General features: G+C 58.9%; 10 protein-coding genes and 1 tRNA gene. 5 read left to right on the top strand and 6 right to left on the bottom strand.

Annotated features, from left to right (window positions below; all coding sequences use genetic code 11):
• Window positions 1-18: 18 nt before the first annotated feature.
• The 4 genes from prfA to kdsA form a co-directional block, all read right to left on the bottom strand.
• Window positions 19-1092 carry a peptide chain release factor 1 gene (gene prfA / locus VGN12_09840; protein ID HEY4309739.1) on the bottom strand — a complete coding sequence of 358 codons (1074 nt, stop codon included), beginning with the start codon at window positions 1090-1092 and terminating at the stop codon, window positions 19-21.
• A 130-nt stretch (window positions 1093-1222) separates the two neighbouring features.
• Window positions 1223-1489, bottom strand: coding sequence for a 50S ribosomal protein L31 (gene rpmE, locus VGN12_09845; GenBank protein ID HEY4309740.1), 267 nt, complete (start codon window positions 1487-1489; stop codon window positions 1223-1225).
• Window positions 1490-1633: 144 nt separating this feature from the next.
• Window positions 1634-3319 (bottom strand): tetratricopeptide repeat protein, encoded by a 1686-nt coding sequence (locus VGN12_09850; protein ID HEY4309741.1) that lies wholly within the window; start codon window positions 3317-3319, stop codon window positions 1634-1636.
• Window positions 3319-4146 carry a 3-deoxy-8-phosphooctulonate synthase gene (kdsA, locus tag VGN12_09855; GenBank protein ID HEY4309742.1) on the bottom strand — a complete coding sequence of 276 codons (828 nt, stop codon included), beginning with the start codon at window positions 4144-4146 and terminating at the stop codon, window positions 3319-3321. Before kdsA ends, VGN12_09850 begins: the two co-directional genes overlap by 1 nt.
• A 1376-nt stretch (window positions 4147-5522) precedes the next feature.
• Here kdsA and VGN12_09860 point away from each other — a divergent pair.
• Both VGN12_09860 and VGN12_09865 read left to right on the top strand, forming a co-directional pair.
• Window positions 5523-5596, top strand: a tRNA-Thr gene (locus VGN12_09860).
• Between the two features lie 762 nt (window positions 5597-6358).
• On the top strand, window positions 6359-7840 hold the full coding sequence (locus VGN12_09865; protein HEY4309743.1) for a right-handed parallel beta-helix repeat-containing protein: 1482 nt from the start codon (window positions 6359-6361) through the stop codon (window positions 7838-7840).
• A gap of 190 nt (window positions 7841-8030) precedes the next feature.
• Here VGN12_09865 and VGN12_09870 read toward each other — a convergent pair whose 3' ends face one another.
• Together VGN12_09870 and VGN12_09875 are read right to left on the bottom strand one after the other, a co-directional pair.
• The gene (locus VGN12_09870; GenBank protein HEY4309744.1) at window positions 8031-8486 is read right to left on the bottom strand and encodes a hypothetical protein; all 456 of its coding nucleotides are present in this window, start codon (window positions 8484-8486) and stop codon (window positions 8031-8033) included.
• Between the two features lie 20 nt (window positions 8487-8506).
• Window positions 8507-9742, bottom strand: coding sequence for a choice-of-anchor tandem repeat GloVer-containing protein (locus VGN12_09875; GenBank protein ID HEY4309745.1), 1236 nt, complete (start codon window positions 9740-9742; stop codon window positions 8507-8509).
• A gap of 378 nt (window positions 9743-10120) precedes the next feature.
• Here VGN12_09875 and VGN12_09880 point away from each other — a divergent pair, with 378 nt between their 5' ends.
• The 3 genes from VGN12_09880 to VGN12_09890 all read left to right on the top strand — a co-directional run bounded on the left by VGN12_09880 (window position 10121) and on the right by VGN12_09890 (window position 13647).
• Window positions 10121-10786, top strand: coding sequence for a hypothetical protein (locus VGN12_09880; protein HEY4309746.1), 666 nt, complete (start codon window positions 10121-10123; stop codon window positions 10784-10786).
• A gap of 78 nt (window positions 10787-10864) precedes the next feature.
• The gene (locus VGN12_09885) at window positions 10865-11677 is read left to right on the top strand and encodes a DUF1559 domain-containing protein (GenBank protein ID HEY4309747.1); all 813 of its coding nucleotides are present in this window, start codon (window positions 10865-10867) and stop codon (window positions 11675-11677) included.
• 191 nt (window positions 11678-11868) lie between these two features.
• Window positions 11869-13647 (top strand): arylsulfatase, encoded by a 1779-nt coding sequence (locus tag VGN12_09890; GenBank protein HEY4309748.1) that lies wholly within the window; start codon window positions 11869-11871, stop codon window positions 13645-13647.
• The last annotated feature ends 35 nt before the right edge of the window (window positions 13648-13682 follow it).

Here is a 13682-nt window from a genome sequence, read left to right on the forward strand (position 1 = left end):
CTCCTCGCTCAGCGCTTTTTATTCCACCGTTCCCATCAATGAGCGTTGTTCCTGACGATCGTGATCGATCAGGGCTTCGGTCACTTGGGCCAAGTCGCCGGCCATGATATTCGATAGTTGGTAGAGAGTCAGGTTGATCCGGTGATCGGTCAGTCGATTCTCGGGATAGTTGTAGGTCCGAATTTTCTCACTGCGGGCACCGGTGCCGACCATACCGCGGCGTTCGCTGGCGCGTTTTTCATCCTCTTCCTTGCGCTTCATCTCGTAGACGCGTGTCTTGAGCACGCGCAGCGCCTTGGCAAGGTTCTTGTGCTGGCTCTTCTCGTCCTGACAACTGACGACGATGCCTGTCTCGTAGTGCGTTAGCCGGACGGCCGATGCCGTTTTATTGACGTGCTGCCCGCCCGGCCCGCTCGCGCAGAACAGGTCCTTGCGATAGTCGTCGGGCTTGATGTCGATTTCGACGTCTTCGGGCTCGGGCATGACCGCCACGGTCGCTGTGGAGGTTTGGATGCGTCCCTTGGCCTCGGTCTCTGGGACGCGCTGGACGCGATGCACGCCGCTTTCGTATTGCAGCTCGCGATAGACTCCTTCGCCCGAGACACCCAGGATCAATTGCTTGAAGCCGCCTAGTTCGGTGGCGTTCATGTCCAGGATTTCGATCTTCCAGCCTTTGCTGTCGGCGTAGTGCTTGTACATGTCGTACAAATCGCGGGCGAATAGCCCGGCTTCTTCGCCACCGGTGCCGGCACGAAATTCCATCACGCAGCGCGTACGGTTGGCATCCTCGCCGCCGACGGTCATGTCGAGCAGTTCGTCCCACAGCGCTTCGCGCTGTTCCTTCAGGCCGGGCAGCTCGCTCTCGGCCAGCTCGCGCATTTCCAGATCCGAGCCCTCGATCATTTCACGGGTTTCGGCGATCTGGTGATTCAAATCCTTGAAGCGCCGATACTTCGTCGACAGTTTGGCCAGCGAACCGTGCTCGCGATACACGGCCGCCATCAGCGCACCGTTCGCCTGGACGGCCGGATCGAGCAGTTGCTTCTCCAACTCTTCGAAGCGATCCAGGGTTTTGTCGAGTTGATCCCTCATCTTGGCTCACCCACAAGAAAGTGCGCAGGCGCAAATAGCAATCGGAACACGTGCGGCAACGAACGCGCGCGAAAAGAAGAGAGCCGCGGCGCGCACTGCGCACCCACGGCTCAACAGATATCGACGACTGCTAGGTCTCGGCGGCTTGGGCTTTGGCTGCCTTGCCGCCCTTCTTGCCGCGCTCGACGCTGGCGTAACCGGTGCCCGAGAACTTGCTCTTGAATTTCTCGATACGCCCAGCCGCATCGACGTACTTCAACTTGCCGGTGAAGAACGGATGGCAGGCGCTGCAGATATCGACCTTCAACTCGGGCTGGGTGCTGCGTGTCGTAAACGTATTGCCACAACCACACTTAACGTGTGTTTCGCCATACTTGGGATGAATGCCCTTTTTCATGATCCACTCCCTTGCTGCGACCCTGTGTACTGGGGTCGGCGGCAACCGCTTTTTGACTAGCTGAATTGGTAAGAGAGACAAGTCTACCGCCCGCGCGACCGGCGGGCAAGATGGGCCTTTCGGCCGATCGAGGGTCAGCGGGTGCTACTCGGCCGGTGCCTTATCCTTTTCGGCGGATTCGGCTGGTTTCTTGGCCGCTTCCAGGTGTTGTGCCCGCAGGATATTCCCCTGCCGCTGCGCGGACAGGTCGGCCCGATAGAAGCGGATTGCTTCGTCGGTACGCCCCAGGGCCTCGAGCGAGCGGGCCAGGTTGTAGCGGGCTCCTGCGGTCCAGGGCCCCTCGGGTGCTGCATCAAGCGTGCGCGTCTGCAGATAATCGACGGCCGCGGCATAATTGCCACGTTCGAACGCGATCAGCCCCAACCAGTAGCTAGCGGCTTGCTTTGCTTCCTGCATGTGGGCGACGTCGAATTCGACCCTGGGACGATTCTTCTCGGGGGCTTTGTCGCGATAGGACTTGATATCCGCTTCCGAGGGGCGTACCGACTGATACAACGCGTTCGCTCCCTTATCCCCTTCGAACGTCCCTAGCAGGTGCAACACCCGCGCTTGCCAAAGTACGGTACTCGGCGTTTGAAACGCCGCGAATTCGTTCGCCGCTTTGACTTGCGTCTCGCGATCAATCTGCATCTGGCTTTTCATCCGTTCATACGGATGTCGCCAGGCCTGAACGGCGGTAATGCCGGGACTCGCTTTCAGTCGTTCGGCCAGCGCCGACGGATGCGCGGTGAGGACCAAAGTTTCCTTGCCTGGCAACTCGGATTCGACCAGCCGCATGCGATGAGAAATGTACATCGGGGACGCCTCGACCAGGGCCACGACCTGCTGCAGATCCAGGGCCGTGATCGGGTAGACGCGCTGGTCGTCGAGGTCCATTGATCGCAACAACTTCTCGTCCGCCATGACGTCTTTGAGTGTGGCCACCGGCTTGCCGTCCGAACCCGCGATCGGCAGACCGAGCCGGGTGTCGAACAAATACAACTCGCCGTCCAGCAGCAGGGCCGGCAGCCAGTTGCGCGGCTCGCCGTTGGGCCCCTGGTCGGAAATTGCGAGCTCGACGACGTCCAATCCCTGTTGCCTGGCCAGCAGCGAGAAGATCCAAGCGCGATCGGTCGCGGTGCAGCGCCCCAGGATGAGGATTTCTCGCCCCATGTGCGGGACGGGCATGTGGGCCTCGCGTTCGATTTGCTCGTTGCGGATAACCCAATCGAACAGCGCCTGGGCAATCGCCAGCGGCTGACTTTCCTGGCCGCGGGCGCGCTCGGCAATGGCACTCAGCCAGACCGTTTGCTGCAAATCGGGGCCGTCCGTGGGCGGAAAACTTAAGTCGCCCAGCGAACGCACAGCCGGCAGAGAGCGCAGATCTTCGGGAAGCGTCTCGAGAATCGGCTCGGGTTGCCAATCGGCCAGCGGCTGCTTTTGCTGACTCCATTGATTCAAACGGGCGACGACCGTGCCTAATGACTCGGCGGTCTGGAACTCTTCCGTCCCCCGCAACACGTCGAATGCATACTGCAGGTTCTGATCATTCATCTGCGCGCGCGATGTGGCCGAGGTGACGTGGGCCGTGCGCGGACTGCTATTCGTATCCTGGCAGCCAGCAAAAGCCAGAATGGCGAGCGCGCCCACCAGACCGAAGCGCCAGCGAGGGTGTGCGTTTAAGCGGACGAAAAAAACCTCGCTAGCGCTTCGGGCTAGTGTTGCTTTCCATCCCTCGCCTGCGCTTCGGGCTGCTGTGAGTTCGACGTGTTTCGCCGGAACGTTCGTCACTAGAATTTCTCCACGACCGCGCGAATCTCGAGCAGGCGGGCGATGAGCGCCGGAAATTCATCCAGCGGGATCATGTTCGGCCCGTCGCTGGGAGAGGTGTCCGGCTGGGGATGTGTTTCGAAGAAAAGTCCGTCAATGCCGATCGCGGTGGCGGCGCGTGCCAACGGTTCGACCATCGCCCGATTACCGCCGGTCGCGGCCCCCAGTCCACCGGGCTCTTGGACGCTGTGCGTGGCGTCGAAGACGACCGGCGTTCCCAGGGCACGCATCTGCGGTAGGGCACGCATGTCGTTGACCAGACGACCGTATCCGAAAAATGTGCCGCGCTCGCACAGCAGGATGTTTTGACAGCCCGACTGTTCGAGCTTTGTCACGACGTGCCGCATGTCCCAGGGGGCCATGAACTGCCCCTTCTTAACGTTCACGGCACGGCCGGTTTTTGCGGCCGCGACGAGCAGGTCGGTCTGCCGGGCCAGGAACGCCGGAATCTGCAACAGGTCGCACACCTGTGCCACGGGCGCGGCCTGACAGGACTCATGAATATCGGTCGTCACAGGCAACCCTGTGACCTGGCGAATCCGATCGAGCACGGCCAGGCCGGCTTCGAGCCCCAGGCCGCGGAAGGCGTCGCCGCTGGTGCGATTGGCCTTGTCGAACGAAGCCTTGAAAACCAATTGGATGGGCAATTCGTGACGCAGCCGGTCGAGCCGCTGGGCGATCGACAGGGTCAGCTCTTCGTTCTCGATCACGCACGGCCCGGCAATCACCAAAAGTGGCTGTCCGGGGCCGCAGGTGTATGGTCCGATCCGAGCAGGATTGGCAGGCACTGGAGTTCCCTCAGCCGGCGGGGCGCGCTGAAAAGCCGGCCAGGCAAACAACTTGCCATCCAGGCCGGACGTCCCCTGAACGAGAAAAAGCCCATTCTACTGCGACGGGCAGCGCCTATAAAGCCAAGCCTCGCCTGTCGTTGCTACGCAGCGGCTGGCCGAGCTGTTTGCTCGAATCGATGCCCGAGAATAAGGGGTGGTGCCCGGCCGTCGTTGCGCCCCTTTCAGCCTGCGTGTCTCATTGTGATACAGGCTGGTCGCCTTGCGACCCGCTCCCCCTGTCGTTGCATCGATGAGTCATCCTTGTACAGCGTTATTGATCGTTGATCGACGACAAACCCCTACTAACGGGTTAGATGAATTGCGCAGCCAAGAGAAATTTGAAATCTCTGAAACGGACGTAAGTCGTTGTCAGGAAAGACACCTCTTGACGACTCAGCGCAGCTTGCGACCAAGGCGGGCCATTTTCGGCACACCTCGTGCATATAAGGGAGAGCAGAACTGGACGCGAGAGTCCGGTTCCTTAATGAGACTGGCCCGCGGGGCCTCTGACGACTACCGGCAGGATGGTTGACTTGCCCCTGGCCATCCGGCAATGCCATTGTGGATGTGGCGCGTCAGAGGCCCCCGTTTTTTTCCCGCATGGGATTTCCCCCAGACGGGCCAGTATTCCGAGAGCCGCAATTTTCGAGAGCGCTGCGTATCGAGCGCTCCCTCCGCGGACGTTGCTTCCCAAGCATTACCCGCGATAGTCGGGAGATGTTTCACATCCCCGTTCCTCCCCATGCTAGCCATTTTCGCCCGTTCGTACACGAACATTTTTGGAGAAAATCGCCTCGGCCGGGTGGGTCGGGCTACGCGTCGATCCGTCAGGATTCGGCCGATGGAGGCGATTTCGACTGGCAGATCCCAATGGGCCACATGGGCTCCATTAGCAAGTTCTTACGTATCGCGGCTTCTGTCGGATCGTTTGAGGGACCAAGGCGGCCGCTAGACCTGCTCGCCGAGAGGGCTCGGATTTCGTTGGCCCAGGCCGGCTTGACGACGCGACATACCTGGCCGCGGTTTGAAGTCGGTAAGCATTTCCAATCCGACTCGAAACTGACTGGCGTAGATTTTGATTGCGGATGGAGATGCGAAAGGCGCCGCCGTCCCTCTCGCGCCAAGCGGTATCTGGCCCAGGCATGGCTTGACGAGCCGAGACGCATTCCGTAGCCTCGAAGGCTTGCTAAACGGACGACTCGTTGCGAGTGGTATGCTTGATCGTCGGTCGGGTGGCACCGGGGCCTTGCCTGCCGGTGCAATCACGGTTTCGTCATGACCGAGTACCGAATGATTCTTGGCAGCCATTTGCAACCGGCCCGAAGCAAAGATCAGCCAGCGTAGCTTCAATTGGCAGAGCACCGCATTCGTAATGCGGGGGTTAAGGGTTCGACTCCCTTCGCTGGCTCTTCAGACAAAGATCAAAGGCTCATCACAACTCGCTTGTGATGGGCCTTTTCGCATTTAAAGGGCGTGCATTGCGGTAGACACGTCGGGGACAGCTTCAGTCGCGGCAGCACGACGACCTCTTCATCGCCTCTGGGAACGTGAACCGTGATCGGAAACCTGGTCTCGTCCGTCAATTCAATCGCGCGGTGCCTCGGGGCTCGAAATCGACACGCTGGTCAGGTTTGTACCCGAGTCATGCTGACTCGGCGTTCACCAGTAACTCCGCACGATATCGGATGCGGTACGCACAGCTTGCCCGTCGCCGTCGGGCACGAGCCTTTTCAATATCTTTACAATCGTCATCGCTTCATCATCACTTAGTGTAAATACACTACGTAGACCTCCGTTCTGCAAACTCATGCGCGATTAAAGTCTTTGACGAGCATGAACAAATTGGCCGCGCCGTCATGTGCGCCATCTCGTGGCCGTCGAGCGATTCTTAAAACGCTGGCTTCGAAAGATGGATCGCTGATCTTTCACGGCACATCCGGCACCTATCGAGCCGACGAAATTCTTTGCGCAAAAAATGCGCGGCTTTTTCCTTGGTTGAAATCAGGCCACGATGTTTGCTAATGTCGGGCCCTGTTGACACGGCAGCGCGGCTCGTCGTCGTGCTGCCTTCTCTCGCGGCGTTTCTCTGCTAAGGCCGTCGATTCTCGTTTCGGTACCGCCAGGGATCGCGCTGCGCGCTCATCGTCCCCTTTTGGAGTCATTGTGAACCATGATCGACCTCAGCACAGTCAGCGGCATCACTCTCAACAGTCCCACGTCTGCTAGTGCTAATAGCACGGCCATCGCCACCCTGATCAGCAACATGGAATCAGGCGCGATCACGGATTACTCGGTCACCTGGGTCGGCGATTTGTACGTCGCCTCGCCGTTTCCCTTGCCGTTCACGTCGGCCGGATATGCCATGTGGTTCGGCATCTTCGGGCAGGCGGGCACCCGCTTGATCTACACGGGTAGCACGGGCTATGCCATCAACTACACCTGGACCAATCCCACGATCGTCAACGACCAGCACATCCGCATCTTCTTGCACAATCTCACGATTCAAGCTCCGAATGCCTCGGGCTTGTACATGAACGACGGCGGACAATCGATCTCGCTGAAGGATCTGACTGTCAGCCTGTGCAGCTCGCGCGGAATCTGGCTCGAAAATATGTCCGGCATGGAGCTGGATACCGTCTACGCGCTAGGCAACACGGGGGACGGGATCACGTTCAACAACTGTACGATCATGTCCCTGAACAACGTCACGTCGCGCGAAAATGGCGGCTGCGGTTTCGTGTTCCAGGGCTCGTGCGATGGATTTGACGGTGTCGTCTACGCCGAAGTGAACGGCGACTACGGGATCAAGGCGAACGGTCTGCACGAATCGACTCTGACGATCTGGCAGGAAGCCAACAGCATGATTCGCTCGGGCGGCACCGTGGCCCGCAACCCCAGCTCTCCCTCGTGCGCGGTCTATCCACTGGGCCGAACCGGAGAAAGCGTGCCGCAGGGCTCGTTAAGCAATTGCTCGCAGATCACATTCCACGGCAGCTATGGGCAAAACCACAATACGGATTTTGATTACGATCCGCAGTCGCGCATGTTGTGCGCTTTTCCCGACGATTGGCGCACCTATCCGTTGGGCAGTCCCTGGACGGCCATCTCGAGCAATTGCATTTTCGTTCCCAGAACTGGCACCGGTTACTGGGGGAGCCTGCCCGGCGTAACTTTTACCAACAACGTCGGCGGCCCCGGCATCAATACGCTCTCGATCACCGCGGGGGCCTTGTCCGGAGGATATCCGGCGGGGTTGGTCGAGATTCGCGATCCCAGCAACAGCTTCCTGGGAGGCGCTACCTACAACTACTCGACCGGCGATTTGTTTGCCATCGAAATGAACGTCACCGCCGACGCCACCACCTACAGCACGCTGACCGGTCTGCGCAGTTCGCAAGACTTGCAGACATTCATGCTGGATCCGCTGTCGGGCGTCGGGCTCGATGAACTCGATTCGTACTGGTACCTGCCGACCAACGCCAATTCGGGGCCCTCGAAGTTCCGAGTTATTGGCGCCGCGACGGCCAGCGGCACCGTGGTGCGAGCCTTCATGTATCCGCTCGCCTATATCACCTCGGGCCCCAGCACGGCACTGAACCTGACGTTCTCAAACATCAACGTCTGGCACCTGCCGGCGCAGTACTACTACTAGTCGTCACGGCGACGGCGGCAACGAGATTTTTGTACTGCCGCGATTTTGCCATAACGTGATCTAGATGCCTCGCGACTCGCTAGCGCCTCCGGGGCGCTGCGAGGCGCGGGCCTTTTTTATTTTTTTAAGTGGAAGCCCTTGTCGCGTATGCTCAAAACCGACGCTCGCGGTGGAACCACGCGAGCGCGGATTAAACGTGACAATAGATCACGCGCAACTTCGTTCCTAGAAGTACTTCCAGGCGTGCCACGTCTGAATCGCTGATTTTGGGGATGACGGGATTCATGGCGGATATCGCGAACCTCGCAAAACCTTGTGCCTCGTGATAAACGAGATCGTTCAGGCATCTCTTTGCCGCGCAACAAGGGAGTGAGTAGTCGGCAAGTTCGAACCCTTCGCCGTCGAAGTCTTCGCCCATTCGCTCTTGCCACCACTCGAACGGAAGAATCGCGTGGCAATCCGGACACTCGACTTCGGCGAAGTATTCTCCGGCGTCGTAGAATTTGACCTTGGCGGTCGTTTGCACTTCGACAGTTTCAGCATCAGGGGCCAGGACTTCAAACGCTGCGCGTGCGAGTTCCGATTTATGCTCCTCGGGCACAAACCTTGGGTCGCTAGGGATCAAGAATATGTAGGAATCTGACATCCCCGATTTCCGTCGTTTAACTATCCGGACGTCCCTCGAGTCGCACGACGAAACGTTAGCAGCCCCATCGTGGCGAGTACTGCCATCGCCCAGGTCGCAGGTTCGGGCACAGTCACGGCGAAGACCATTCCACCAAAGTTCGAGAAATTCGTGGGGCCTGCCAAGGCATTTCCTATCGGCACCAGTGGGCCATTCACTTGGAAGCCAAGATTGACCGACGGATCGACATTCTTGAAATCGAGCACCTGTTGATAGCCGGATCCGTCGGGATTGATCGAGAATATCTGGTCGTCGAACGTGCTGAAACTCGTGCCACTACCGAATAACTTGCCATCGAACGAGGTTACACCGTAGTTAGGCTCGAATCCTCCGGCGGCAAACGAATGCAGCGTTTGAAAATTGCTGCCATCGAGACTCATTGAAAAGAGCGACGCGTCCGGCCCGCCCAAGGCCGTGTTACTCGGAAATTGCGTCGTCCCGTAGATTGTCGAACCGATAACGGCGAGTTGCGACGAGGCCGTTGTGCCTGGCAATGCGTGCAAACTCTGAATGCCTGTTCCGTCGAGATTGATCGAGTAAATCGTGCTGGCGATATTGCTAAAGTCCGTGCCGGTCTGGCCGATGCCGTACAGTTTCGATCCGATTAGGGTCAATTGACTTCCCCCGGAATTACTGGCGTCGAAGGAATACAGCGATTGGTAGCCGGTCCCGTCCAGGTTCATCGAGAAGACAGTCCCTCGATTGTCCGTCCCGCCGCTACTCGTCGTACCGTACAGTTTTGAGCCGACGAGCGTGACGGGCGAACTGCCTGACAGGTCCGCAAAGGTGTGAATTGCTTGCAGGTCTGTGCCGTCGAGATTGAGCGAGAAGATCGTGGGGGAGCCAGAGTAGACGCCAGTTTGGCCAAAGGTTGCGCCGTACAGTTTCGATCCGTCCGAGACTAATGCTCCGGTCACGGTCGAGCCGCCGGTGTCATTGACGTTGTCCAGAACCTGAAATCCGGAACCATCCTGGTTCATGGAATAGATGACGCCACGCATACCCGGGCCATCGAGACCGGTGGTCCCATAAATCTTGCTGCCGACGACGGTCAGCGCCTGTTCGCCATCCCCTTCGTTCGAAAAATTGACATTATGAAGATTTGTGACCGTCACCTGCGCTCGCGCATTCGCTACGCATACGAATAGGAATGCTGTGATGACCGCCGCAATCACGGTGCTGTGAAACGCCGCCTGCCCGCTTCTCGTTTGCCGCATCTTGAGACTTCCCCAGTTGCTTGATCGATGTGGAAGACGCGATTCGTGCGCAGGGGTTAACGCCTGGCGTCTCCCAAAGAATTGCCCCTGCCTGGACCGCGACTACTCAGAGCGCGCGGCTTGTTTAGAGAGAGGCCGACTGCTCTGTCGCTGCAGCCCGAGTCTACGAAATACTTCCAGGCAGTTCAACGAAATTCACAATTCGCATCGACCTCTAACAGAGACAGCAGCGATTAGCGCGCTAACGCTAATTAACCACCGAATCGGTGGCACATCATGGCATCATCAATGCATCCATCTCGATAATTCTTCTTGGGATGCGCGTGCTCCTTCGCTAAAATCAGCGACCGCGTGGACACTCACACAGGAGCATCGCTAATGCGAATATCAATATTAACTTCATTTTCGCTCGCGATGTTATTGGCTACATCCGGCCGGGTGTGCGTAGCGTCGATCACGTACACCATTCTCTCGTTTCACGGCGCAGGCTCGAAGACGAACTTCGGCTCGAATGGTTTTACGCCGTCCGATACACCAATCCAGGGAGTCGTGGCAGGCACAATCACGACCGATGGCGCGCTCGGGAACCTAACGAGCAGCGATATTACTTCATGGAGTTGGAGCGCAGGCGGGGCGACCGGTCAGTCGTCGGGACCAATGGCGGGCCTGACGGCGGTTGGCCTGTTCGCGACAGGTACGACATTGTCCTTGCTGCCAACGGTCACTAACGGCCCGGTTATGCAGGTGGGCGAAATCCAGTTTGGAAATGAAACCACGGCCGGTCCTAACGTGCTTTCCTCAGCCGATCTCACCTTCGAAGCGATCAACGGCGGCATCACCTGGAACGCCAGCACGTTCTCAATTGCCAGTGGCGGCAGCTCGATTGGCATCGGCGGCGCCTATCGCTACCCATCCTTGGTCTTCGCCAGCGTCAATGGGGGTGTTCCGCCAGGGATACCCGAGCCGTCCACCATCACGCTCGCCGTTCTGGCCGTCGCTTCGCTCTGCGTGATGCGAATGCGCCGACGAGCATTCAAAGCCTAACAAGGTTGCGCTCGGGTCAGGACTTCTTTCGGGAGGCGCCGATTCTACTACGGCAAAGGTTCGTAGTAGAATCGGCGCATGGCCCCCCCATCACAACAACACGGCCGGCGATCGCCAACTCTGATGGGGACGGCGTTTGTGATTCTCGCCGTGGTAATGCTGGCGATCTTGTTGGGACCGTTGCTGATGGATGGAAGCGAAATACTCAAGGCATTGAGGGGCGGGAGCGAGGCGCATCGCAAGGCCGATTGCCAGAATCATCTCAAGCGTATCGGCCTGGCACTGCAGAACTACTTGTCCGTCTACGGAACATTTCCGCCCGCGTACATTGCCGATAGTCACGGGCGTCTGATGCACAGTTGGCGCGTGCTGATCTTGCCCTACGCCGAGAAATGGGACAATTCATCCCACTATCAAGAGATCTACGACGCGTACGACTTCAGCGAGCCGTGGGACGGACCGGACAATCGGCGACTGCTAGAGCGCATGCCGGACATTTATCGCTGTCCCAGCGACTCATACGCGCCGCCGGGCACGACTAACTATGTGGCAGTGATTGGCAACGAAACGGCTTGGCCGTTCTCAGCCAGCCGCGCAGCGAGTGAATTCACCGATGGCTTAGCAACCACGTTGCTCGTCGTCGAAACGACTGATCGCAACATCCCCTGGCTCGCGCCGATCGACTTGGACTTCACCTATTTCGATCCACGGATCAATCCGCCGTCGAAGTACGGCATCGCTAGTCAGCACGCCGCCCGCCAGCGGTGGCCCGGCGGTGCCATGGCCTTGATTGCCGACGGCGCCGTCCGGTATTTCGACGACAAAACCGATCCTGCCCTCATCCGCGCTCTGCTAACGGTCGCCGGCGGCGAACCGGTCACGTTTCCCTAACATTCCCTTTCCAGCGTGCGCGATGGATCGGCATCGAGTGTTGCGAATACGCATGCGCCGCACAGCTCGAATACCCCAGGTGGCCGGTGGGGGCGAATTTTTGATGAAAAGTCTTGGCCGATCGCTACAATCAACAGCCTCTTCGCGAAGACAGCTCTTCCAGCTCGACGAATTCTGCAGGAGACGGGGACATGCAGCGACGTTTCTTAATCGTATCGGTATTGATCGGCGGATTGCTCGGCTATGCGGCCGCACGTCTGGACGTGTTCAGTGCTCCAAAGGTGATGGCTGAATCCGAAGTAGCACCGCCCACCACAAGCGATCGCGCCCGGGTGCAGTTCGTTGCTCAAAACAAGTCAGCGCGGAACCAGAACAACGCACAGCGACCGGCCGCGGGCAGCAAGCCCAACATCCTCGTGATTTTCGGCGACGATGTCGGCATCAGTAACGTTAGCGCCTACAGCGATGGCCTGATGGGCTACGAGACGCCGAACATCGATCGCATCGGCAAGGAAGGCTTGCGCCTGTTGCACTATTACGGCGAACAATCGTGTACCGCCGGTCGCGCGGCGTTCATTACCGGCCAGCATGGTATCCGCACCGGCCTGACGAAAGTCGGTTTCCCGGGCGCCCCGATGGGCATCAGCCAACTCGATCCCACGCTTGCCGTCGTATTGCGAAACCTCGGCTACACGACGGGGCAGTTCGGCAAGAATCACATTGGCGATCGCAACGAAACGCTTCCGACCGTGAACGGCTTCGACGAATTCTTCGGCAACCTGTACCACCTCAACGCCGAAGAGGAGCCCGAGCTTCCCGACTATCCCAAGGATCCGGCGTTCCGCAAACGCTTCGGGCCGCGCGGCGTGCTGAAATGCAAGGCCACGGACCGGGATGACACGACCGTCGATCCCCGCTGGGGCAAAGTCGGCAAGCAAACGATTGAAGACAGCGGACCGTTGACCAAGAAGCGGATGGAAACGATCGACGACGAGACCTCATCGGCGGCGATCGATTACATGAAGCGTCAGCACGCGGCGAGCAAGCCGTTCTTCTGCTGGTACAACTCGACACGCATGCACTTGCGCACGCACGTCCGGCCCGAGCATCGCGGCCGCTACAAGCATGCCGATAGCGAGTACATCGATGGCATGATCGAACATGACGAAACCGTGGGCAGCCTGCTCAAGTCGCTCGACGACATGGGGATCGCCGACAACACGATCGTCGTCTACACCAGCGACAACGGTCCGCACATGAATACATGGCCGGACGGTGCGATGACCCCGTTCCGCAGCGAGAAGAATACGAATTGGGAAGGAGCTTATCGCGTTCCCTGCCTGGTGCGCTGGCCTGGCGCGATCAAGCCGGGCACGGTCACCAATGAAATCCTGAGCCACAACGACTGGCTGCCCACGCTATGTGCTGCCGCGGGCGAGCCGGAGATCGTCGACAAGCTGAAGAAGGGTTACACCACCACCGGTCCGCAGGGGCGGGACTACAAGGTACACCTGGACGGTATGGACCAGTCGGCGTTTCTGCGCTCGGCCGGGATGGACAAGAGCGCCAAGAGCGCGCGTAACTGGTTCATCTATTGCAACGATGACGGCGACCTGGTGGCGTTGCGCGTCAACGAGTGGAAGCTGGTCTTTGACGAGCAACGCGCCCAAGGGACGATGCGCGTGTGGGCCGAACCGTTTACGAAGTTGCGCATGCCGAAGCTCTACAACCTGTTCATGGACCCCTTCGAGCGTGCCGACATCACGTCGAACACGTACTACGACTACTTCATGGATCACGCGTACTTCATCTATTACGGACTGGATTACGTGACGCGTTTCTGCGAAACGTTGAAAGAGTTTCCGCCGCGCGCCATGCCGCAGAGCTTCACACCGACGGCCATCTACGAGCACACGCTCGAAGAAATCCGCAAGGCTCACGAGGCATCAGCCGCGGAAAAGGCGAAGTAGCGCGCGAAGCCTAGGCGTGCCTGCCGGCCAAGCTT

The organism is Pirellulales bacterium (assembly GCA_036499395.1).
GTDB lineage: Bacteria > Planctomycetota > Planctomycetia > Pirellulales > JACPPG01 > JACPPG01.

Excerpts from the sequence above, each read along its gene's own strand:
- VGN12_09865 (HEY4309743.1), top strand. The coding sequence starts at position 6,359 with ATGATCGACCTCAGCACAGTCAGCGGCATCACTCTCAACAGTCCCACG.
- prfA (HEY4309739.1), bottom strand. The coding sequence starts at position 1,092 with ATGAGGGATCAACTCGACAAAACCCTGGATCGCTTCGAAGAGTTGGAG.
- VGN12_09885 (HEY4309747.1), top strand. The coding sequence starts at position 10,865 with ATGGCCCCCCCATCACAACAACACGGCCGGCGATCGCCAACTCTGATG.
- rpmE (HEY4309740.1), bottom strand. The coding sequence starts at position 1,489 with ATGAAAAAGGGCATTCATCCCAAGTATGGCGAAACACACGTTAAGTGT.
- VGN12_09880 (HEY4309746.1), top strand. The coding sequence starts at position 10,121 with ATGCGAATATCAATATTAACTTCATTTTCGCTCGCGATGTTATTGGCT.
- VGN12_09870 (HEY4309744.1), bottom strand. The coding sequence starts at position 8,486 with ATGTCAGATTCCTACATATTCTTGATCCCTAGCGACCCAAGGTTTGTG.
- VGN12_09875 (HEY4309745.1), bottom strand. The coding sequence starts at position 9,742 with ATGCGGCAAACGAGAAGCGGGCAGGCGGCGTTTCACAGCACCGTGATT.
- VGN12_09890 (HEY4309748.1), top strand. The coding sequence starts at position 11,869 with ATGCAGCGACGTTTCTTAATCGTATCGGTATTGATCGGCGGATTGCTC.